Origin of the sequence: Kribbella hippodromi (assembly GCF_039531045.1) — a bacterium.
GTDB classification, from domain to species: domain Bacteria; phylum Actinomycetota; class Actinomycetes; order Propionibacteriales; family Kribbellaceae; genus Kribbella; species Kribbella hippodromi.
Genome location: NZ_BAAAPH010000023.1, coordinates 1 through 22,410 on the forward strand (window position 1 = coordinate 1; position 22,410 = coordinate 22,410).

At 68.0% G+C, this 22,410-nt stretch carries 18 protein-coding genes; 12 read left to right on the forward strand and 6 right to left on the reverse strand.

What is annotated here, in order from left to right:
* Positions 1-901: 901 nt before the first annotated feature.
* The 3 genes from ABD260_RS29460 to ABD260_RS29470 form a co-directional block, all read right to left on the reverse strand.
* Positions 902-2,497 (reverse strand): FAD-dependent oxidoreductase, encoded by a 1,596-nt coding sequence (locus ABD260_RS29460; protein WP_344238682.1) that lies wholly within the window; start codon positions 2,495-2,497, stop codon positions 902-904.
* Positions 2,498-3,730 carry a LacI family DNA-binding transcriptional regulator gene (locus ABD260_RS29465; protein WP_344238684.1) on the reverse strand — a complete coding sequence of 411 codons (1,233 nt, stop codon included), beginning with the start codon at positions 3,728-3,730 and terminating at the stop codon, positions 2,498-2,500.
* 64 nt (positions 3,731-3,794) lie between these two features.
* Positions 3,795-5,540, reverse strand: coding sequence for a hypothetical protein (locus ABD260_RS29470; RefSeq protein ID WP_344238686.1), 1,746 nt, complete (start codon positions 5,538-5,540; stop codon positions 3,795-3,797).
* Positions 5,541-5,780: 240 nt separating this feature from the next.
* Here ABD260_RS29470 and ABD260_RS29475 point away from each other — a divergent pair, with 240 nt between their 5' ends.
* From ABD260_RS29475 to ABD260_RS29500, 6 genes are all read left to right on the forward strand, one after another.
* Positions 5,781-6,704: a carbohydrate ABC transporter permease gene (locus ABD260_RS29475; RefSeq protein WP_344238688.1), complete on the forward strand. Its 924-nt coding sequence runs from the start codon at positions 5,781-5,783 to the stop codon at positions 6,702-6,704.
* Positions 6,694-7,578, forward strand: a complete 885-nt coding sequence (locus tag ABD260_RS29480) for a carbohydrate ABC transporter permease (protein WP_344238690.1) — start codon at positions 6,694-6,696, stop codon at positions 7,576-7,578. The genes ABD260_RS29475 and ABD260_RS29480 overlap by 11 nt, the downstream gene beginning before the upstream one ends.
* 67 nt (positions 7,579-7,645) lie before the next feature.
* Complete coding sequence (locus ABD260_RS29485; protein ID WP_344238692.1) at positions 7,646-8,944, forward strand: ABC transporter substrate-binding protein; 1,299 nt, start codon at positions 7,646-7,648, stop codon at positions 8,942-8,944.
* A gap of 25 nt (positions 8,945-8,969) precedes the next feature.
* The gene (locus ABD260_RS29490; RefSeq protein WP_344238694.1) at positions 8,970-10,082 is read left to right on the forward strand and encodes a Gfo/Idh/MocA family protein; all 1,113 of its coding nucleotides are present in this window, start codon (positions 8,970-8,972) and stop codon (positions 10,080-10,082) included.
* The gene (locus ABD260_RS29495) at positions 10,079-10,981 is read left to right on the forward strand and encodes a DUF6807 domain-containing protein (protein ID WP_344238696.1); all 903 of its coding nucleotides are present in this window, start codon (positions 10,079-10,081) and stop codon (positions 10,979-10,981) included. The genes ABD260_RS29490 and ABD260_RS29495 overlap by 4 nt, the downstream gene beginning before the upstream one ends.
* 205 nt (positions 10,982-11,186) lie before the next feature.
* Positions 11,187-12,554 carry a hypothetical protein gene (locus tag ABD260_RS29500; RefSeq protein ID WP_344238698.1) on the forward strand — a complete coding sequence of 456 codons (1,368 nt, stop codon included), beginning with the start codon at positions 11,187-11,189 and terminating at the stop codon, positions 12,552-12,554.
* A gap of 36 nt (positions 12,555-12,590) precedes the next feature.
* Here the strand turns inward: ABD260_RS29500 and ABD260_RS29505 are convergent, their stop codons facing one another.
* Together ABD260_RS29505 and ABD260_RS29510 are read right to left on the reverse strand one after the other, a co-directional pair.
* Positions 12,591-13,793, reverse strand: coding sequence for a cytochrome P450 (locus ABD260_RS29505; RefSeq protein ID WP_344238700.1), 1,203 nt, complete (start codon positions 13,791-13,793; stop codon positions 12,591-12,593).
* Positions 13,794-13,982: 189 nt separating this feature from the next.
* Positions 13,983-14,573 carry a TetR/AcrR family transcriptional regulator gene (locus ABD260_RS29510; protein ID WP_344238702.1) on the reverse strand — a complete coding sequence of 197 codons (591 nt, stop codon included), beginning with the start codon at positions 14,571-14,573 and terminating at the stop codon, positions 13,983-13,985.
* 110 nt (positions 14,574-14,683) lie between these two features.
* Here ABD260_RS29510 and ABD260_RS29515 point away from each other — a divergent pair, with 110 nt between their 5' ends.
* Positions 14,684-15,466 (forward strand): SDR family NAD(P)-dependent oxidoreductase, encoded by a 783-nt coding sequence (locus tag ABD260_RS29515; RefSeq protein ID WP_344238704.1) that lies wholly within the window; start codon positions 14,684-14,686, stop codon positions 15,464-15,466.
* Positions 15,467-15,560: 94 nt separating this feature from the next.
* On the opposite strand, the gene ABD260_RS29520 is transcribed toward ABD260_RS29515, so the two are convergent.
* Positions 15,561-16,793, reverse strand: coding sequence for an aldose epimerase family protein (locus ABD260_RS29520; RefSeq protein WP_344238706.1), 1,233 nt, complete (start codon positions 16,791-16,793; stop codon positions 15,561-15,563).
* Positions 16,794-16,995: 202 nt separating this feature from the next.
* Between ABD260_RS29520 and ABD260_RS29525 the strand changes: the two genes are divergently transcribed.
* The 5 genes from ABD260_RS29525 (at position 16,996) to ABD260_RS29545 (ending at position 22,230) form a co-directional block, all read left to right on the forward strand.
* Complete coding sequence (locus ABD260_RS29525; RefSeq protein ID WP_344238708.1) at positions 16,996-17,595, forward strand: isochorismatase family protein; 600 nt, start codon at positions 16,996-16,998, stop codon at positions 17,593-17,595.
* Between the two features lie 4 nt (positions 17,596-17,599).
* Complete coding sequence (locus ABD260_RS29530; RefSeq protein WP_344238710.1) at positions 17,600-18,517, forward strand: GlxA family transcriptional regulator; 918 nt, start codon at positions 17,600-17,602, stop codon at positions 18,515-18,517.
* Positions 18,518-18,585: 68 nt separating this feature from the next.
* Positions 18,586-19,266: a hypothetical protein gene (locus ABD260_RS29535; RefSeq protein ID WP_344238712.1), complete on the forward strand. Its 681-nt coding sequence runs from the start codon at positions 18,586-18,588 to the stop codon at positions 19,264-19,266.
* Positions 19,267-19,335: 69 nt separating this feature from the next.
* Complete coding sequence (locus ABD260_RS29540; RefSeq protein WP_344238714.1) at positions 19,336-21,171, forward strand: S8 family serine peptidase; 1,836 nt, start codon at positions 19,336-19,338, stop codon at positions 21,169-21,171.
* A 96-nt stretch (positions 21,172-21,267) separates the two neighbouring features.
* Positions 21,268-22,230, forward strand: coding sequence for an LLM class F420-dependent oxidoreductase (locus ABD260_RS29545; RefSeq protein WP_344238716.1), 963 nt, complete (start codon positions 21,268-21,270; stop codon positions 22,228-22,230).
* The last annotated feature ends 180 nt before the right edge of the window (positions 22,231-22,410 follow it).

Genomic DNA, 22,410 nt, shown 5'->3' on the forward strand with positions numbered 1-22,410 from the left:
CCTTCCGGAGCACAAGCTCCTGATCTCGGATGTCCGTCAAAACGGGGCAGCCCCAGGGGCGGGGGTCGGGGGTGCCGTCGGGGGATTTGTGGGGGCGGGCGTGGGCGTGGATGAGGGTGCGGAAGAGTTCGGCGTTTTCGTTGGCCAGGTAGCCGCGGAAGGTGATGCCTCGGTCTGCTGGGCTGAGGGTCAGGGACTCTTGGGTGTAGGCCTGTTTTTCCTTGGGTTCTGGGCCGTCTGGGTCCAGGAGGTCGCGGATCTTGCGGCCGGAGCGGCGGAGGTCGGCGGGGGTGTGGGTGGCGGCGAGGGTGATCAGTTGTTGTTCGGCGAAGTTCAGGTTTTCGGTGGAGACCGAGGGCGGGACCTGATCGAGGACGGACATGATGGCGGCTGCTTGGGCAGGGGTGACTCGCCAGCCGGCCTGAGGCGTCGCGGCTGGATCAGGTGTGGTGTCGGGGGCGGGCGTCGTTGTGGTTAGGGGGTTGGGGAAGGGAGTGCTTGGGTCGGGGAGGGCGGCGGTGGTTTGGGGGTACTTGGGGAGCTGGGTGGCGGTGCGTACGGTGCGGCGGGACTCGGTCGGGTCCAGGTGGTACCGGGTGGTGAGGAGGCGGGCGGTGTCGCCGGCGCCCAGGTCCTTGGAAGTCGGATCGTAGCCATGTCGTTCTGTGAGCCAAGGAGTTGGTCTTGTGAGTTGTCTTCCTAAGACCGCTTGGCCTCCGACTTCGTCCAGAGCGGACAGTTGTTCGCTGTCGCTCATCGTCCACACGGGGCGTTCGCCGAGTACCTCCATGCAGACAAGCCTAGACACACCCACCGACAGTTTTTGCCCGGAAGGCCTTTTATTTAAGAGGAAATTCAGCGCTGGATCGAGTAATCCGCGTGTGTAAACCCCGAAGCGAGCTCAGTACCCAGTGACGTCCGGCCAGCTCAGTTCGATGCCTTGGGCAACTAGGCTTGATTGGAAGGCCGTGAGCTGTGCGGGATTACCACGGACGGCGCGCGGCGTGGTCTTGTGGTTCAGGCAGTACGCGGCAAGGGCGCCCGCGGATTCGCCGATGTTCCACTCGACCGGATGCAGGCGGTAACACCCGTTGGTGATGTGTGTCGTGCCGAGGTTCTTGTTGGCAGGCAGGAGGTTGTCGACGCGTTCGGGGATCAGCGCCCCGAGCGGGATGCGGAACGGGCTGCTCGCCACATCGATGTAATTGTCCCCACCCGTCGACGGATGCAGGTCGATGCGGTACATCCCCACGCCGACCGAGTCCGCGTACTCGACCGCGCCGCGCGACCCCCGCACCGCAACGGACAGATCCTGCTCCACAATCGTGTACTCGGCCTTGATCCGCCGCGATTCCCGGATGTACGGCGCCTGGGCCAGACCATCCGTGGAGCCGAGCAGATCGCCCCGCAACCGCAAACCGGGGAATCCCGCGCCCCCGTCGGGCCGGGGTGCTTCGGTCTGCAGCCAGTAGAAGACCGCCTGCGACAGCTCTCGCGCCGCGGCGAGATGTTTCGCGGCGTCCGGTACGTCGATCACCGGGCCGTCGAAGTAGTCGATCATCGGCCAGTTGACCAGGCAGATGTCGCTCTCGTACGCACCGGGGACGAACTGCCGGCGGGCGGCGATCCGGCGGAAGGTCCAAAGGTTGGTGTCACCACCGGTACGGCGCTGGTCGGCGATCACGGCCAGCGGATCGTCGTCGGGGTTCGGGGTGAAGGAACGCGTCGAGGTTTGCAGGGTGCGCGGGTTCGGCGCGGTCCAGGACAGCAGCCGATCGCCCCAGAACTCGGGCTGGTAGTTCCGCCAGTACGCATAGTTGGCCGGTTTGTCGCCGACGTGATCGCCGTCGGCGTGATCGATCGCGAAACAGTACGAGACGGCTTGCATGTTCAGCGGTTGCGCCTCGGCGGGGGCGCTCGGTTCGCCGGTGGTGGACTGGGATTCGAAGCCGGTGACGTACTCGGTGCCGGTCAGCGGGAGCAGCTCGCCGGTCTCGGTTGCGTCGAGTACGTACGGCGCTGTGATGGCAATGCGCTCGTCGGACTCACGGTGCTGAACGGTCACGGCGGTGACGCGGTCGCCGTCGGTGTCGGCGGCGATCGGACGGTACGGCTGGAGGATCTGCAGGCGACGGCTGGCGCGGTACGGGGCGAGCATGCTCTCCAGGACGGCGAGCGCGACACGTGGTTCGTGGCAGAGTTTGGAGACGTAGCCGGCGCCTGGGTTGAGCTGTGCGGTGTCGCGGGCGGCGGCGGTGAGCGGGTAGTGGCGGCGGTAGTAGTCGCGGATGCCGTCTCGGAGGGCGCGGTACGAGGCGGTGACGCCGAACTGCTCGACCCAGGAGTGCTCGTCCGGTGGTACGGCCTGGCTGGTCAGCTGTCCGCCGAGCCAGTCGAACTCCTCGGTGAGGACGACCGAACGGCCGGCGCGCAGGGCGGCGAGCGCCGCCGCGACACCGCCTAGACCGCCGCCGACGACGAGAACATCTGTATGCATTTAGCGACCTTTGCTGGGCGGGGTGAGGGTGGTGCCGGTGGTGAGTTCGCAGGGGAGGAGCACCTGGTACGAGCCGGCGGTGCCGCTGAGGATCGCTTCGAGCAGTTCGACCGCCCGGAGTCCCATCGCGCGCCGGGGAACGTGAAAGCCGGAGAAGTCGACATCGCTGGCGACCGGACGAGTGGAGTCACCCAGGGCGACCACGGAAAGCTCAGTTGGTACGTCGATGCCCCGCGCGGATGCTGCAGCGAGTAGGGCGATCGCGTCCGCGCGCTCCTCGACGAAGACAGCGGTGATGTGCCGGTCGAGGAGCGTGTCGAGTAGTTGGCCGGCCCAGGTGTCGGGTGGCGTTGAATCCGCCGCTGTGCTTCCAGGTGAGATGGGATCAGATGGAAGGGAGGAGGGGGAGGGGCGCGGACCGGTGGTGAGGGTGAGGGCGCGGGGGCCGGCGGCCTGGTAGTAGCCGCGGAGGCGGTCGGCGGACGACTCGGCGAGGCGACCTGCGGCACCGCCCAAAGCACCGCCCAAAGCACCGCCCAAAGCACCGCCCGAGGCGCCGCCCAGAGCACCGCCCGAAGTGCGGTCCGAGGCGTCGCCCGAAGCGCCGCCTGACGTGGCGGCCAGGGTGCTGGGGCCGGCGTAGGCGAGGTGGTGGTGGCCTTGGGAGAGGGCTTGTTGGACGACTGTGGCGGTGGCGGTGGTGTAGTCGGCGCCGACGTACGGAACGGGGCCGCCGGCGTCGTCGCGGCGGCCGACCGAAACGAACGGGTAGTCCTCGGCGATCAACCGAGCCAGCTCGTCACGCGGCACGTCGCGCCCCAGCAGCAGGCAGCCATCGGCGATCCGCAACCGGTTGTTCTCATGGAAGATCCGCCGGTGACCATCGCTCACCGGCGCGCTGGTGAACAGCAGCAGATCCAGCCCGAGCCGCTCGGCGCAATCCTCGATCCCGGCGAGAAACGGATGGTAGAAATCCCCACTCGCGCTGGGAAACACCGACTCGTACGTGAACACGCCAAGGATCTGATTGCGCTGTTTCAGCATCCGCCGGGCCAGCGGATCAGCCTGGTACCCGGTGTCGCGGATCACCTTGAGCACCCGGTCCCGGGTTTCGGCCGGGATCCGGGCGGTCGCGTCGCTGCGGTTGTTCAGCACCAGCGAAACGGTGGTCTGGCTGACATTCGCCAGCCGCGCGATGTCACGCTGCGTCAGTCGGGTGGCCTTGTCTGGCATCGTGCGACGATAGCTCGCCCGCAACCAGGACGTCAAGCCGATCAATCAGTGGTAATGCGAATTACTAGGTCATCCTGAACTGCAGTACCTGCCGCCCGGGAGTGCGTCCGGTCAGGTACACCCGAAGCCCGTCCGGCGTCAGGTTCCCACCGAGATACGTGTACCGCTCACCAGGATCCATCGCGACCCGAGCCGTCCCGTTCCCAGGCCCGAACGAGATCCGATCCGCCCCCACCGTGTAACTCCCGGTCCCGGACCCGAGCTGATAGTTGCCCGAAGCATCCAACGCGTCAACCCCGGCCAGCGTTCCACCGGGCCGGAAGCACAGCTCGATCGCGTACCCCGTCTCATCCCCCGCGAAATCGAACGTCAAGTCAAACCCGTCTGGCACCTCGACAACTGAAACCGACGTCCGCAACGACCGATACTGCTTCGGCCGATGCTCAAAATCCATCGACGCATAGAACCGCCCCTCCGGCGTCAGCGCATACTGCCCGTCAGGACGCCGATACCGCTTGGGCAACGGCAAGTGGTACGGCACCTTGACCTCGGACGACAACCGAAACGCCTTGCCCGCCACCCGAAGCCCATCACTCCGAAAATGCCCGGTACTGAAGAACTGCGGTGACAACCGCACCGAGTCCAGGATCGCCGCACCGTTGCGCAGCTTGAAGAACGTCGGGTTCGTCGACAACCCCGACGAAATCACCGGCACGTCAGAGAAGTCCGTGCCACCGAAGATGGTCGCCGTACGCGCCCCACGCCGCACCCGAACCGACGCCTGCGACGGATAGTGCTGCACAAAGTCTACCGGCGCCGGCACCAAACCAGGAAGCGATGCAGCAAGCGAAGGCCGCTCCAGCACCTCGGCCAAGAAGTCCCCAAGCTCACCCGTCCCACGCGCTTCGATGCCCTTGGCAACGGTCGCGAACCGCCCGTCCCGTGCATGCAAAGCCAGCTCACGGAACTGCGTCAGGTACCACCAAACCTCCCGAATCCCCTTCTGATCCTGCCGGCGCGAAGCCGTCGTATCCACCTCGCCATTCGGCTCCAGCAAATACAACGTCACGTCAAGATTCCGCCGCACGTACTCGAGCAACTCCGGCTTGTTCCGCAACCACGCGATCGTCAGCAGACAAGGGTTCGTCACCTCAGCCGCGTACGTGGAGCTGCGTTCGCTGTAGATCCCGTCCGGGGTCGCGTCGATACCCTCGTCCAGCCACTCGTCGATCCGCGCCGCGTACCGCCGGTCCGGGAACAGGTGATGCGCGCGAGCCAGCGCGGCGGACACCTCCCACCGATGGTTCGGCGTGTGTACGCCACCACTCGCCAGCGCCGGACCGGCCTTCTTCACCACCGACGCGAGCCGCGCCCGCAGCGCCGAAGTCTCGGACCGCCCATCGTCCTCCAGCAACGCGTACAGCATGCACACGTCCTGGATCGCGAACGCACTGTCCGGCGGCGAATGCAGGTTGCCCACGTCGTACAGCCCGTCCGCATGCTGCCGTACGACGAGCTGATCCACGAGCCACCCAAGCGGTTCGAGCAGCGCCGGATCGTGGTGATAGGACGACCGCCCCCACACGTACCCGGACACCAGCCGCCGCGCCTTTCGCGCCACCGTCCGGACGCTGTCGCCGGTGCTCCGGTAGTTCGCCAGGACCAGCGGGATCTGGGTCTGGTTGGCCTTGGTCAGCAGGGTCAGGAAGTCGTCGTCCACGGCAGCAACCTCAGCATGCGCGGGCCCGGGATGCAGCGCCCCCACCGCCACCGTGGTCAGCGAACCGGTCAGAAAGGTACGTCGGAGCATCGGGGATCTCCCTCGGTAAGCGGTTGCCAAGTGTCCAGAACTGTCGCTGCGCGACTTTGTCCTGTCAAGACCGCGCGAGCCGCGCGCAGCCAGCCGTCCGACCCGCGCCGACCCCTTGCATAAACCGGTTTCTCGTACTAGTTTCACCGGCCAAAGCAAGCGCTTTCCGGCGGCTCCGGGGCAGGCGGCCCCGGAGCATTGCCCAAGGCAACCCGCCGGCCTGGGATGGAGGAGTCGTCGATGAGTGCGCTCAGCGAACTGGGCAGCCTCCGGGGCAGGAAGGCATCAGGCCGGAAGAAGGACAACCTGGCCGGCTACCTGTTCCTGGCGCCGTGGCTGCTCGGGCTGTTCCTGATCACGATCGGCCCGATGCTGGCCTCGCTGTACCTGTCCTTCACGGACTACAACCTGATCCAGGCGCCGAAGTGGATCGGCCTGGACAACTTCGTCCGGATGCTGTCCGACCAGCGGCTGCACAACTCGCTCAAGGTCACCTTCACGTACGTGTTCGTCTCGGTCCCGCTGCAACTCGGGCTGGCGCTCTTGCTGGCCGTGGTGCTCGACCGCGGTGTTCGCGGGATGGCGTTTTATCGATCGATCTTCTACCTGCCGTCGCTGCTCGGTTCGAGCGTCGCGATCGCGATCCTCTGGCGGCAGGTGTTCGGCACCGAAGGCCTGATGAACCAGGTGCTCGGCCTGGTCGGCATCGAAGGCAAAGGCTGGATCTCCGACCCGAGTACGGCACTCGGCACCCTGGTCGTCCTGAACGTGTGGACGTTCGGTTCGCCGATGGTGATCTTCCTTGCCGGCCTCCGGCAGATCCCGTCGATGTACTACGAGGCCGCGGCCGTGGACGGAGCCGGCGTACTCCGCCGGTTCTTCAGCATCACGCTGCCGCTGCTGACGCCGATCGTGTTCTTCAACCTGGTGCTGCAGATCATCCACGCGTTCCAGTCGTTCACCCAGGCGTTCGTCGTCTCCGGGGGCAGCGGCGGGCCGTCGGACTCGACGATGTTCTTCACGCTCTACCTCTACGACCGGGGCTTCGGCAATTTCGACATGGGGTACGCGTCCGCGATGGCGTGGTTCCTGCTCGTGATCATCGGGGTCTTCACCGCCGCGAACTTCTTCGCCTCGAAGTACTGGGTGTTCTATGACGACTGAGACGCTGCCCCGAACCGTCGGCGCCGGCCGGACCGCGCTCCTGACCTGGTCCCGGGTCCGCCCGATCCTGATCCATGTCGTGCTGGCCGGCGCCGCGCTGGTGATGCTCTACCCGGTGATCTGGATGGTGGTCAGCTCACTGCGGCCGGGCAACGAGATCTTCCGCGATCCCGGCATCCTGGTGAAGGACCTGCGGATCGAGAACTACCGGGTCGGCTGGAACGCACTGACTGAGCCGTTCACGCGCTACCTGCTGAACTCGGCCCTGGTGGTCCTGGGCGCGATCCTCGGCAACCTGGTGTCCTGCTCGATGGCCGCGTACGCGTTCGCGCGGCTGGAGTTCAGCGGCAAGAAGTTCTGGTTCGCGATCATGCTGCTGAGCATCATGCTGCCGATCCACGTGGTGATCGTGCCGCAGTACATCCTGTTCTCGAACCTGGGCTGGATCAACACCGTGCTGCCGCTGATCGTGCCGAAGCTGCTCGCCACCGACGCCTTCTTCGTCTTCCTGATGGTGCAGTTCATCCGCGGCATCCCGCGCGAGCTGGACGAAGCGGCCCGGATCGACGGCTGCGGCAAGGCCGGCATCTTCGTCCGGATCATCCTGCCGCTGATGGTGCCGGCGCTGGCCACCACGACGATCTTCACGTTCATCTGGACCTGGAACGACTTCTTCAGCCAGCTGATCTACCTGACCGACCCGCACATGTACACCGTCCCGCTCGCGCTGCGGTCGTTCGTGGACTCGACCTCCAGCTCGTCCTGGGGCTCGATGTTCGCGATGTCGGTGGTCTCGCTGGTCCCGGTCTTCCTCGCCTTCCTGCTCGGCCAGCGGTTCCTGATCAAGGGCATCGCCACCACCGGCATCAAGTAGTCCCGCCCAAGTACCCACGCCCAAGTACCCACGCAGTCGCGGTAGTTATCGCTGAAAGGTGCACCACATGAGGCACATCCCCAAGGCCCTGACGGCCCTGGCGCTGGCCACCACGTTGCTGGCGGCAAGCGCCTGCGGTGGCGACTCCGGCGGCGCGGCGTCGTCGAAGGACGGCAAGGTCACGCTCCGCTTCACCTGGTGGGGGTCGGACACCCGGACCAAGCTCACCCAGCAGGTGATCGACGCGTACCAGAAGGATCATCCGGACGTCACCATCAAGGGTGAGTTCGGCGAGTGGTCCGGCTACTGGGACAAGCTCGCCACCACGGTCGCCGCCAACGACGCGCCGGACATCATCCAGATGGACGAGAAGTACCTGCGCGAGTACGCCAAACGGGGCGCGCTGCTCGACCTGAAGAAGGCGCAAGGGCTGGACACCGGCAAGTTCGAGCCGGACACCCTGGGCGCGGGCGAGTTCGACGGCGGTCTGTACGGGCTGAACGCCGGAATCAACTCCTTCGCGGTCGTCGTGAACCCGGCCGCCTTCAAGACCGCCGGCGTACCGATCCCGGACGACACCACCTGGACCTGGGACGACTTCGCCAAGACCGCCGCCGAGATCACCACCAAGACCGGCGGCAAGATCACCGGGTCCGGCACGCTCGGCGGCAACGAGGCCGGCCTGAACCTGTGGGCCCGGCAGAACGGCGAGTCGCTCTGGACCAAGGACGGCAAGCTCGGCGTCTCGCCGGAGAAGACCACCGACTTCTTCAAGTACATCCTGAAGCTGCGGGACCAGAAGGCGATCCCGTCGGCCGAGGCGGTCTCGCAGGACATGAACGCCTCACTCGACCAGTCCGCGTTCGCGACCGGCAAGCTGGCGATGACCTTCATCTGGAGCAACCAGCTGGTCGCCTTCAGCAAGGCGACCGGGCAGCAGTTGAAGCTGCTCCGGATCCCGAGCCAGGACGGCACGGCGGCCGACAACGGCTCGTACTACAAGGGCTCGATGTTCTGGTCGATCTCGTCCCGGTCGAAGCAGCAGAAGGCGGCCGCCGAGTTCGTCAACTACCTGGCCAACAGCACTGCGGCTGGGAACGTACTGCTGGCCGAGCGGGGTGTGCCGCCGAACACCGAGATCCGCGCTGAGGTGACGCCGAAGCTGCAGCCGGCCGACGCCGCGACCGCGAAGTTCATCCAGGACATCAGCAAGGACCTGGGCGACCCGTCACCGGCGCCGCCGGTCGGTGGTGGACAGGTCGAGAAGATCATCCAGCGGTACACGACCGAGGTACTGTTCGGCCGGCAGGCGCCGGACGCGGCTGCCAAGGCGTTCCTGGCCGAGGTCGACGGGGAGCTCAAATAGTGTTGCTGATGGCAACTGATTGCCGATGACGGGCTCGCGCGTGGCCGTGGTGGGAATCCACGGCCACGGCGCCTCCCATGTCCGGAACGTCGCCCGGCTGGCGGACCGCGGCCAGGCCGAGCTGGTCGCGGTCGCCGATCCACAAGGCGCGGACGATCTGCCGGCCGGCGTCCAGGTCTTCGCCGGTCTGGATGAACTGCTCGCCGCCACCGCGGTCGACGTGGTGGTGATCTGTACGCCGATCCAGACGCACGTCCCGCTCGCGGAGCTGGCGATGCGCGCGGGCGCCGACGTCCTCCTGGAGAAGCCGCCGACCGCGACGCTGGCCGAGTTCGAGCGGCTGTCCGAGGTGGTGGCCGAGACCGGGCGGGCCTGTCAGGTCGGCTTCCAGGCGCAGGCGTCGGAGGCGACGCTCAAGCTGGCGTCGATGATCGCGGCCGGGCAACTCGGCGAGTTGCGCGGCATCAGCGCGACCGGCAAATGGGTACGAAAAGCACAGTACTTCCAGCGGGCGCGCTGGTCCGGCCGGCGGCGGCTCGACGGAATCGATGTCGTCGACGGTGCGGTGACGAACCCGCTGGCGCATGCGGCCGCGGCTGCACTGCTGCTGGACGGTTCGACCGGCGTTGATGACGTACGCACCGTCGAAACCGAGCTGTACCGGGCCAATCCGATCGAGTCCGACGACACGTCATCGGTACGCATCACCACCACGCGCGGTACGCCGATCCTGATCGCGGTCACCTTGTGCGCGACCGAGCATCTGGAGGCGTCCGTGATCGTGCACGGCTCCGAAGGGCGTGCGGTACTGACGTACCAGTCGGACCTCATCGACGGTACGAAGTACGGCCGCGCTGATCTGCTCGAGAACTTGCTCGCCCACCGCGCCGATCCCGGCGTACCGCTCTACTGCCCGCTGCACGCGACCGGCGGATTCACCCGCGTGGTCGAGGCGGTGCGCACTGCCCCGGACCCGATCGAGATCCCCGCGGAGCTGGTGCGCTGGGAAGGTGACGGACTGGAGCGCCGGCCGATCGTCCGCGACGTGGAGAACTGGATCGACCGCGCCTCGAACGAGCTCGCCCTCTTCAGCGAGATCGGCGCGCCCTGGACCCCAACGAAACGGGAGACCCGATGACCCTCGGCTGCAACCACGCGCTCGGCCGATCCATCCAGGTCACGGCCGGCGACCGTGAGCTGTTCACGTACGTCTACAACGCCGACGACCCCCAGTACGAATCGCCGCGACCGTACTTCCACCCGATCCGCACCCTGACCGGCGACCTGATCAGCGTGTACCGGCCCTGGGATCACCTGTGGCACAAGGGCCTGGCGTGGTCGCTGCCGCACTTCGGGCAGGACAATTTCTGGGGCGGGCCGACGTACGCCAAGGAAGACGGGTACCAGCCGCGCGACAACAACGGATCGCAGGACCACGACCGGGTGGAGGCGCTCGACGTGTCCGACGACGAGGTCCGGTTCGCGCATCACCTGGCCTGGCACACCCAGGGCGGCAAGCACGTGGTCGACGAGCTGCGGACGATCACCACCCGCCTGACCGACGACGGCTGGGTGTTGCGGTACGAGACCGCGATGACCAACGTGTCCGGCGAGGACGTACCGATCGGCAGCCCGACCACCGCCGGCCGCCCGAACGCCGGGTACGGCGGACTGTTCTGGCGCGGACCGCGTTGTTTCACGAACGGCACGATCCTCTCCCCGCAGGGCAGCGGGCGCGACGAGCTGATGGGTCAGCGCGCGCCGTGGATGGGCTTCACCGCACGCCAGGACGAGACCGACACGGCGTCGACGATCATCGTCGCGGACGACACCGGCAACGTACGCCATCCACCGCAGTGGTTCGTACGCTCCGAGAACTTCGCCGCGGTCTGCCCGGCGCCGTGGTTCTCCGAAGAACTCCCGGTTCCGGCCGGCAGCACGCTCGCCCTCAAGTATGCCGTCCTGGTCGCCGACGGGCTCTCCGACGACGACCGCGCGAACGCGCTGGCGGACCAGGCGCGGAAAGCATTGGGCTAAGTCGCTTCCGCATCAACAAAAAGGAAGCGTTTGAAATTCGGAGGTGTAAGCCGCCAAGGTAATGGGGAGGTTCGAGACGTTTCCGGATTCGCCTCCCCTTCCGGGGCCGGGAACCGGTAGCCTCGTGCAGCGCGCTACATGGGGGCCGCCGTACCACCCACCCGACGAACTGCCGGAGAGCCCAAACCGGTCAGGAGAGCACGTCTTGCAGGAGAACACCAGCACAACCAGTACTGGCGAACTGGTCAACGTACCCCTCACCGGTGCGGACAAAGTCGCCTACGCTTTCTACGCGACCGCGGCTGCCGCGGCTCTGGTCGGCCAGGTCTGGGCCGGCGTGACCCATATCCCCTGGCCGGACAGCGGCTTCTCGACGCTGCTCAAGATCGTCCTGGTCACTCCCGCGGTCGCGGTGCTCGAGCTCGGTGGTGTCGCCACCGCCGCGCTCGCCGACCTGCGCCGCCGCAAGGGCGAGCAGGCCTACGCGTACCGGGCGATGTCGTTCTTCGCGGCGCTGGTCGCGGTCGTCTTCAACGTGGTCGGCCACTGGCGGCCGGAGGAGCGGTTCCTCGCCTTCGGCTTCGGCGGCCTGTCCGCGTTCGCCTACGTGCTCTGGCTGATCCACAGCTCGGCCCGCCGCCGCGACGCACTGCGCCGGGCCGGGCAGATGCGTGAAACCGGTCCGGTGTACGGCCTGGTGCAGTGGGCCCGCGAACCGCGGGTCACCTGGCTGGCCCGCTCACTCGCGATCGAACACGGCTACGGCCTGTACGAGAGCCTCCGCGCGGCGCAGCACCAGATCCGGAACCGGAGCCGGCGCGAGGCGATCGCCGGCACGGTGGCCGAGTACATCCGGTCCGAGCACCAGGACGAGCGGCTGGCGAAGATCGCCGAGACGACGTACGACCCGGACCGGCTGGCCGGGATGCTCGAAGAGCGGATCAACTACGAGGTCATCACCAACAAGCTGACCAAGGCGATCTCGCCGCCGCCGGAAGCCGAAGAGCGCCCGGCCGCGGTGTGGGTGCTCGAAGGTGGTCAGCCGCGGCGCGCGGACGGCGGAGTGTCGTTGCGCGGCGACGAGGACGCCTGGACCGGCGAACTGATGGCGATCGTCGATCAACCGGACCGGACCGACAGCGATGTCGCCGAGGCGGTCGTGGTCGAGGACGAGAGCGTGTCGCAGAACGGTGCCGCGGGCAAGCTTCAGCCGCTGGCCCCGCAGCCGAAGGCCGAGCCGGTGGTGAAGAAGCCGCAGCCGCCGTCCCCGTTCGCGGGGCCGGCGGATGCACAGCCGCCGGCGCTGCTGAGTGCCTCGAAGGTCGAGCCGGTGCTGCCGGACCCGGCGCCCGCCGCGAAGGTGGAGCCGGAGCCGGAGGAAGAGCAGCCGGAGCCGACCGATCTGGAGAAGCGCCGGATGCGCGCGTGGAACATGCTGGCCGACTGGCCGGAGGGACACGAGCGGACGGCGAAGAACCTGGCCACCGCGATCAACTGCAGTGAGCCGATGGCGAGCCGGTTCATCGAGCAGTACGAGGCCGAGCACGGACTGGTCTTCAGCTCGCCGAATTGAACCTCGCACGATTGAAGCACGTGCTGCCGGTGGACCTCAGAGGTTGAGGTTCACCGGCAGTTCCGCGAGACCGCTGACCAGGACGCGGCGCCACTCGAGTTCCTCGGCCGGCTTCGCGAGGCGCATCCGCGGGAACCGCCGGACCAGCGCGAGCAGCGACTCCTGCAACTCGATCCGCGCCAGTTGGGCGCCGAGGCAGAAGTGCGGTCCGAAGCCGAAGGACAGGTGCTTGTTGTCCTGCCGGTCCAAGCGCAGGTCGTCCGGCGCTTCGTACGCCCGTGGGTCGCGGTTGGCTGAGTTGAGGGCTGCCATCACGCCTTCGCCGGCCTTGATGTGTACGCCGTGCAGCTCGAGGTCCTCGAGTGCGACCCGCAGCTGACCGACTTCGCTGAACCGGTTGAACCGCAGCAGCTCCTCGATTGCCGACGGGACCAGCGACGGGTCCGCGACCAGCCGATCCCAGTTCTCCGGCCAGCGCAGCAAGGTCGCGACGCAGCTGGAGATCTGGTTCGCCGAGGTCTCGTGACCGGCGACCAGCAGGTTCACGCCGAACGCGATCAGCTCCTCCTGGCTGAGCCGATCGCCCTCCTCGCGGGCGCGGACGAGCTCGTCGAGCAGATCCTCGGCCGGCTGGTCGGTGTTCGCCAGCTTCTTTGTGACCAGGTCCTCGATGTACGCGGTCAGGCTGGTCATCGCGTCCTCGACCAGGTCCTTCTCCGCCATCTTCATGCTGTACCCGAGCTCGGTCCACTCCCGGAACTGCGCGCGGTCCGCGTACGGTACGCCGAGCAGCTGGCAGATGACCTGGATCGGCAACGGCAAGGCGACCAGCTGACGGATGTCCGCGCCATCGCCCGCCCGGGCCACGTCCTCGGCGAGTTGCGCGGACAGGTCGGCCACCCACGGCCGGGTCCGTTCGATCTTCCGGTGCGCGAACGTTGGGACCACCAATCGTCGGAGGCGGGTGTGCTCGGGCGGGTCGGTGGTGGTCAGACTGTTCGGCATCGGCTTGGCCAGTGCGACCCGGGGCGCGCCCTGTTTGACCACGGCAGCTCGGGAGAACCGCGGATCGGCGAGGACGAGCTTCACGTCCTCGTAGCGCGTCACCAGCCAGACGTCGGCGCCGGCCAGGGTACGGACCCGCGCCACCGGCCGGTCCTCGCGGAGCTCGGCGAACGTCGGCGACGGATCGAACCGGAACGCGTCCTCGAACGGAATCTGCAACACCGGGTCAGCCATACCCACGACCCTAGGCAACTTAGGTAACCCTTGCCTCCACCCACGGCGCGTCGGCGGCCGCCTCCGGCCGACGCACTCCCCGACCGACGCACCCCCCGACCGACGCACCCCCCGACCGACGCACCCCCCGACCGACGCACCCCCCCGATCGACGCGCCGCCTGCCCCGACCAGCGCGCCGCCGCATCCCCTACAGCTGGGTGTTCGGGCTTCCTACTCCGCGAAGCAGGGTGTCGACTACTCGGGTCGCAAGCGTGTCAGTGTCGTCCGAGTCGTCGGCGGCGCGGTTCTCGCAGACCTCGTGGATCAGTGCGTAGTACACCCGCCGGACCCAGACCACGTCGACGTCCGCCCGTAGTACGCCGGCTTCCTGCAGCCGCCCGAATAGCCGGTCGCAAGCGGCCACCACCTCGGACAGGATCTGATCACTTTCGTTGCCGCTGGCAAGGGCCGTGTTCATCGAGAAACCCCAGGACAGCTTGACCTCGAGCGCGTTCGCGGTCGCCTGGTAGAGCGCGACCAGCGGCGGCGCGCTGTCGAACCGGGCCTCGTCGACGGCGGTCGCGAGCTGCCGGGACGCCCAGGTCTTCATCGCCACGATCAGTGCCTCGCGGGTCGCGAACCGCCGGTGCACGGTGGTCCGGGCGACGCCGGCCGCGGTGGCGATCTCCTCCATCGAGGCGGACGGGTTGCGGTTCAGCACCCGCTCGGCCGCCTCCAGGATCGTCCGCACGGTCCGCTCGGCATCCGCCCGCAGCGGGCGCGCGGCGGTGTCAGTCACCCCAAAAGACTACCTGTCCGTCCCCGATTTCGCGATACTTGCAACATTCGTGTTGCAAGTAGTAGCTTTTGGGCGTCAGCGAAGATGCAATTGATCGAGAAGAGGGTCCGATGGATCTCCAGTTGAAGGACAAGACCGCGCTCGTCACCGGAGCCAGCCGGGGGATCGGGCTGGCGGTCGTGGAGCAGCTCGCGGCAGAGGGCGTGCGGGTCGTCGCGGTGGCCCGGACCAGTACGCCGGAGCTGCGCGCCACCGGGGCGTACGTCGTCGCCGCGGATCTGGCCGCGGCGGATGGGCCGGAGCAGGCGGTCGCGGCCGCGCTCGCGGAGGTCGGCGAGCTGGACCTGCTGGTGAACAACGTCGGCGGTGGTGACGGCGAGGCGGCCGGCGGGTTCTTGCAGTTGGATGACGAGACCTGGCGCCAGCTGTTCGAGGTGAACTACTTCGCCACCGTACGGACTACTCGCGCCGCGTTGCCGAGCCTGCTCCGGCAGGGCGGCGCGATCGTCAACGTGTCGTCGAACGCGGCCCGCACGCCGTCGAGCGGCCCGATGCCTTACGCGACCGCCAAGGCCGCGCTGACCGCCTTCGGGAAGGCGATGGCCGAGGAGTTCGGTCCGCAAGGAGTGCGGGTCAACACCGTGTCACCGGGTCCGGTGCGGACCGGGCTGCTGACGGACCCCGAGCGGTATGGCGGTCAGCTTGCGCGCACGCTCGGCGTACCGCATGAGGCACTGCTGGCGGGCATTCCGCAGCAGATGGGCATGCTCACCGGTCGCCTGATCGAGCCCGCCGAAGTGGCCGCGCTGATCGTCCAGCTGTGCTCGCCGCTGACCGCGAGCATCATCGGCGCCGACTACCTGATCGACGCCGGCGTCGTGAAGACCGCCTGAGGCGGATCGCCAGGCCATCACAATCGGCGCCGGGCCGAGCGATCAGGCGGGGCCGGGCGGCGGTGGAGCGATTGTGACGGCCTGGGGATTCGGGCTACCTGGTGCCGAAGGTGTAGATGGTGGTCGACTTGTACGTCTCGCCCGGGCGCAGGACCGTGGACGGGAAGTTCGGGTGGTTGGGCGAGTCCGGGAAGTGCTGCGTCTCGAACGCGAAGGCGTCGCTCTGCCGGTACGCCTTGTTGCCGATGCCCGCGAACGTACCGTCCAGGAAGTTGCCGCTGTAGAACTGCACGCCGGGCTGATCGGTCCGTACCTCGATCGTGCGGCCGTGCTCCGGCTCCCAGAACCGCCCCGCCCGGCGGAGTCCGTCGCGGTCGGGCTGCCCGGCGATGACGAAGTTGTGGTCGTACCCGCGCCCGAAGACGAGTTGCTGGTGGTCACCGCGCAGCCGCGCGCCGATGGCGGTCGGCTTGCTGAAGTCGAACGGCGTACCGGCGACCGGGGCGATCTCGCCGGTGGGGATCAGGTTCGCGTCGACCGGCGTGTACTTGGCCGCGTTCAGCTCCGCGACGTGGTCGTAGATGCTGCCATTGCCCTCGCCGAGCAGGTTGAAGTACACGTGGTTGGTCAGGTTCACGATCGTCGGCTTGCCGGCCACGGTCGCGTGGTAGTCGATCCGCAGGTTGTCGCGGGTGTCCAGCGTGTACGTGACGGTGCTGGTGAGTTCGCCGGGGAAGCCCATTTCGCCGTCCGGGCTGACGTACGTGAACGCGACGCCGATCGCCTTGCCGGTATTGACCGTCTTCGCTTTCCAGACCTTCTTGTCGAAGCCGACCGTGCCGCCGTGCAAGGCGTTCTCGCCGTTGTTGACCGGGATCTGGTACGTGGTCCCGTCCAGCGTGAACCGGCCCTTGGCGATCCGGTTGCCGTACCGGCCGATGGTGGCGCCGAAGTACGGGCTGAGCTTCGCGTAGTCGGGCAGGTTGTCGAAGCCGAGGCTGATGTTCTCGGTGTGGCCGCGGCGGTCCGGCGTCTCGATCCGCTGCAGGGTCGCGCCCCAGGTCAGCATCGAGACCGTCACCCGGCCGTTGGTGAACGTGTACACGTCCACCGCCTGGCCGTCCGGGGTGCTGCCGAACGGGTCCTTGCGGATCTCGAGCTTGCCGTGGTGTTCGCCCATGCCGGCCAACTTATCTGTCGTGTCAGTGGCCGAACCGGCCCGGGTGGAGGCTTCCGCTGTACTGCTGAGAGCGCCCGCGGCGGCGGCACCGAGGCCCAGGGCGCCGGCGGTCCGGAGGACCTGGCGGCGGGGCAGGTGATCGGGCATCGCAATCCCCTCAATCGTTGTAGAAGCTGGACGATGGCACGATAAGCGCGCCAGACCGGTGTTTGGAACAGTTCGGAACGGTGTGAATTCGTCCGATCTCTCCACGCTGCTCGAAGGGTCCGGGCGGGCGTGACCAGATCGGTCCGGTACGGGCCCCGATCGAGCCTTCCGCCGGACGCGGGTCCGGCCGGACGATGGGGTCATGAGCCGAACCGCACTGATCGTGATCGATGTCCAGGAGTCCTTCCGGACCCGCCCGAACTGGCAGCTGGTGAACCACCCCGACATCGCCGAGCGGGTCGACCGGCTGGTCCGTGCCGCCCGCGCCAAGGACGACCTGGTGGTGTGGGTGCTGCACTCCGAGCCGGGCACCGGTGGCGCGTTCGATCCGGCGCTGGGTCACGTCCGGTTGCTCGACGGTCTCGAACCGTTGCCCACTGAACCGATCATCACCAAGACGTCGCACAACGCCTTCACCACAACGAATCTGCAGCAGTTGCTGACCCAGCACGGCGTCGGCGAAATAGTTGTCTGCGGCATCCGTACCGAACAGTGCTGCGAGACCACCGCGCGGGTCGGTTCCGATCTCGGGTACGAGGTGGTGTTCGTCACCGAGGCGACCGCGACGATGGCGCTGGCGCACTGGTCGATCCGCGAGCAGGCGAGTGTCGAGGAGATCCTCGCGGACCCGCGGACGCTGTCGGCCGAGCAGGTCACCGAGCGGACCGAGTACGCGCTGGCCGGGCGGTTCGCCACCATCCGGACGCTCGACGAGCTCACCGGCGTACCCGTGTCATCCTGACCGGATGCGTCCCGCTCGCGTCCTCTTCGTACTGGTACCCAAGCTGCACTTGCTGGATCTTGCCGGGCCGGCGCAGGTGTTCTCGACCGCGAACGACCTCGGATACGGGTACGAGGTGAGCTACGTGGCCGAGTCCGACGAGGTGATGACCGCGCAGGGCGTACCGCTGCGTACGCAGGTCGCCTGGCCTGAACTGGAGCCCGGCGACCTGGTCCTGGTCCCGGGCTGGCGGTCGCCGCGGTTGTCACCGGAGCCGCCGATCGGCCCGGCGATCCGGCAGCGGTTGCGCGATCACCACGCGGGCGGCGGGACCGTGGCGAGCGTCTGCTCGGGCGCCGACGCGCTCGGCTGGGCGGGGCTGCTCGACGGGCGGCGGTTCACCACCCACCACGACCTGACCGACGAGCTGGCCGCCCGGTACCCGCGGGCGACCATCGTCCGGGACGTTCTGTACGTCGAGGACGACCGCGTCATCACCTCCGCCGGGATCGCGAGCGGTATCGACCTCGCGCTGCACCTGGTGGCGATCGACCACGGCGCGCTCGCCGCCGCGCGGGTCGCCCGGGAGATGGTCGTGTACGCGCGCCGGAACGGGGATGAACTTCAGGAGTCCGCGATGCTCCGGCACCGCGGTCATCTCAGTGATCTCGCGCACCGCGTCCAGGACGTGATCGACACCCAGTACGCGGACCGCCTTCCGCTCGCGGAGCTGGCCGGCCGGATGGGCGTCAGCGAACGTACGCTGACCCGGATCTTCACCACCGCGACCGGCCTCACCCCACTGCGGTACCAGCAACTCCTCCGCCTCGAACGCGCCGAACACCTGATCGGCCACGGCGCCACGATCGAGTCAGCCGCCCGCACCGTCGGCTTCGAGGACGCCCGGATGCTCCGCCGGCTACGCTCCCGAGCGTTTGTCTAGACCGGAACGAACTTTCCGCCCGGCCCTCGCGTCTACCCCGGCACGACCGACCGACGAGGGGATGAACCATGAAGTTTGTTGCTGGGGGCAAGGTACGGCGGACGGCCGGGCTGGGCGCGGCGCTGGCGCTGACAGTCACGGGGCTCGGCCTGCTGGGCGCAAGCGGCGCGGCGGCGGCGCCGGCGAGCGGGACCAGCGCGACTGCCGCGACGGCGCTGAGCCGGACGCAGTTGCTGACCATCGCGCAGGTCAAGCAGGCCGACGCGCGGCGGAAGTGGAGTACGCAGGTCGATCGGGGCGTCCTGCCGCGGGTGTACTGCGGGCCGGCGTCGACCGAGGGGAAGCGGGTCTCGGCCCGGATGGCGCGTGGGTTCACCGACGAGCTGGACGCGTACGGCGCGCAGTACGTCAGCCAGTACGCGAATGCCGCCACCGCGCGGGCCGCGTACAACTCGGTGATCGCGACGCTGAAGAGCTGCACGTACAGCAAGCCGGCGCCGACGCACGCGCGGAAGATCACCGAGAACCGGGTGGTGAAGGGCGCGTCCGGCGATCTGACCCAGGTGATCCGCTGGTACGACTACCCGAAGCCGAACGACCCGGGCAGTGAGGCGGGCGGCTTCCCGTACGCGGTCACGCTGAAGGGCCGGAACGTCTCGGTGCTGGCGTTCAGCGAGATGGGGCCGGGCGTACCGGCGCCGAACTTCGACAAACTCGCCCGCCTGGCAGCCGCGAAACTGCCGCGCTGAGGTCTGGACAGCCGGTTGCCGGGTGGGTGAGGGTGATCGAGTCGCGCCGCCCAGGTGGGGGAGAACTCGGTGAAGCTCCGGTATGTGCTGAGCAGTGTCCTGTTGATGGTGCCGATGGCTGTGGTCGCGGCGGTCCCGCCCGCGGCCGCGGCTGAGGCTCAAGCGGCTGGGGGTGCGGCCGCGGAGCCTTCGTCGGCGAAGGTGCCGTCGATGCTGCGATCCGCGGCGGAAGCGGCCGCGCACAAGGGCAAGCAGGCGCGGTCACTGGCGACCGGCCAGGGCGGCCGGCTGGGCGTACAGGTGTACGCCGCCGCGCCGATCGACGCCCGCCAGCAGGCCGACCTGACGAACCTCGGCGTGACCGTGCTCAGCAACTCCGCCGACTTCAAGAGCGTCCCCGGCGCCGACCTGCCGAACACCGGCCTGGTTTCGGCGCAGGTCCCGTACGACAAGCTCGACGCCGTTGCCGCCCTTGACTGGGTGACCGCACTCCGGCCCTCGCTGCGCCCGGCGGTGGACGTCGGACCGGTGACCGCGGAAGGCGTCCAGCTGCACCAGGCCGACAAGGCTCAGGCACGCGGTCTCACCGGCCGTGGCCAGACGATCGGCGTGATTTCCGGCGACGCCGACCACGTCGCCGAAGCGATCGCCGCCGGTGAACTCCCGGCCGACACGAGGGTGCTGCGGTCGGCCGCGTACGACAACGACGAGGGCACCGCGATGATGGAGATCATCCACGACCTCGCCCCGGACGCGAAGCTGGCCTTCGCGAGCACGCTGGAGTCGAACGCGGACTACTTCCAGGCCTTCCACGTCCTCGCGAACGCGGGCGTGACGATGATCGCCGAGGACATCGCCCTCGACGACGAACCCGCCTTCCAGCAGGGCCTCGGCGCCGCAACGGCCGAGGCGCTCGCGAAGCACGGCATCTGGGTCAGTTCGTCGGCCGGCAACCTCGGCAACCGGCACGCGCCCCGGGTCCAGGCGATCGGTACGGGTGCCGGACCGGATGGCGTGCAGGGCCCGTACACCGGGTGCCCGAAGAACCCGGACAACGTCGTGAAGCTGCGCGGCAACGACACCTCGTACGACCTGAACCTCCTGCCCGGCGCGGCGATCCTGCCGACGCTGCAGTGGAGCGAACCGCGTGCGATCTACCCGACCGCCGGCCAAGGCGGTTTCACCGACCTGAACCTGTACCTGATGGACGCCACCGGTACGAAGTGCCTCGCGTCGAGCACCGCGGTCCAGGGGAATGGTGTCGGCGACACGATCGAGCAGTTCGAGTATGACAACACGACCGGGGCGCCGCAGGCGGTGAAACTCGTCGTCGATGTCGAGAGCACAAGTACGGCGCGCAAGGCCCCCGTACTGGATCTGCGGTGGCGCGCACTGTCCGCCGGGGTGCAGACGATCGACCCGCCGGAGCGCGCCGGATCGATGAACCCGGACTCGAACTACACCGTCTTCGCCACCAGCGCCGGCGCCGTGAACGCGAGCGTGTCGACCGACCCGGCGACCGCGCCGCTCGAGGCCTACAGCGCGGCCGGGCCGACCCAGCTGCTCACCACGACCCGCTGCCCGGCCGGCAAGCCCGGGCCGTGCCGCGGCATCCCGGGTCCGGGCGAGCTGAGCTTCCCAGCGCCGAACTGGCTGGCCGCCGACGGTGAGTCGGTCAGCGGCGCCGGCGGCTTCGGCTCCGGTACCTGCCCGACCGAGGTCCAGGGCAAGTGCCGCTTCTTCGGTACGTCGGCGTCCGCGCCGACCGCCGCGGGCGTCGCCGCACTGACCCGCCAGGAGTTCGGCGGCCGGCTGGCCCCGGTCGCGCTGAACGCCCTGCTGGCCGGTCGCGCCGTCGATCGCAGCGGTCCCGGGGTGGGTGCGGGCGTGCTCAGCGCCCGCTAACCAGTGCCGATTAAGAACCAGCAGTGCTCTGATTGAGAACGAATTCAGTACTCGTAGTCATGGACCCGGACGGCTGTCGCCGGAAAGGATGACAGCATGACTACACGTTTCGGGGTATTCGTTCCGCAGGGCTGGAAGATGGACCTCACCGCGATCGCCGACCCGATCGAGCAGTGGGAGGCGATGACGGCCGTCGCGAAGCGCGCCGACGAGCAGTCCTGGGACTCGATCTGGCTGTTCGACCACTTCCACACCACGCCGGAGCCGACCGACAACACCACCTTCGAGTGCTGGAGCGCGACGGCCGCGCTGGCCCGCGACACCAAGCGGGTGAACATCGGCCAGATGGTCGGCTGCAACGGGTACCGCAACCCGGCGCTGTACGCGAAGATCGCGTCCACCGTCGACGTCGCCAGCCACGGCCGCTTGTACGCCGGGATCGGGGCCGGCTGGTACGAGCACGAGTGGAAGGCGTACGGGTACGAGTGGACCGACATTCCGGAGCGGATGGCCGCGTTCCGGGAGGCGACCGAGATCATCCACAAGATGTGGACCGAGGACAAGCCGGTCTACAACGGCAAGTACTACTCGATCGACGCGCCGATCAACGAGCCGAAGGGCGTCCGCAAGCCGCACCCGAGCTTCTGGATCGGTGGTGGCGGCCCGAAGGTCACGCTGAAGCTGGTCGCGCAGTACGCCGACGCCGCGAACATCGGCGCCGGGAAGCCGGAGCTGTTCAAGGAGAAGGCGGACATCCTCCGCGGTCACTGCGAGAAGCTCGGCCGGAACTACGACGACATCATCAAGTCGACGAACTTCAACATCTTCCCGATCGACAAGGGCGACGACCCGCAGCAGGCGACCGCGAAGGCGCTCGGCCCGATGAACCGGGAGAAGTTCGACCGGGACAACATCATCGCCACCGAGGACGAGATCGCGAACCGGGTCGAAGCGGTCCTCGAGGCCGGCGCCGACTACGTGATCTTCTACGTCCCCGGCGTCGCCTACGACCTCGACCTCCTCGAGCGCGCCGAGCGCATCGCCAAGCGCTTCGCCTGACTTTGAGAACCCACCACGTACTTTCGCGGCCCGAAACGCGTGGTGGGTTCACAAGGTGACCAAACGACTGACCAAATCCGGTCATGGCGGGGGTCGGTCAGGGGGAGTGGTGGATCTCGGGTGAGCGGCGGTGCGAGGGTTTCGGCGATGGCCTCGCGTGGGTCGGGGCATCGGGAGGTA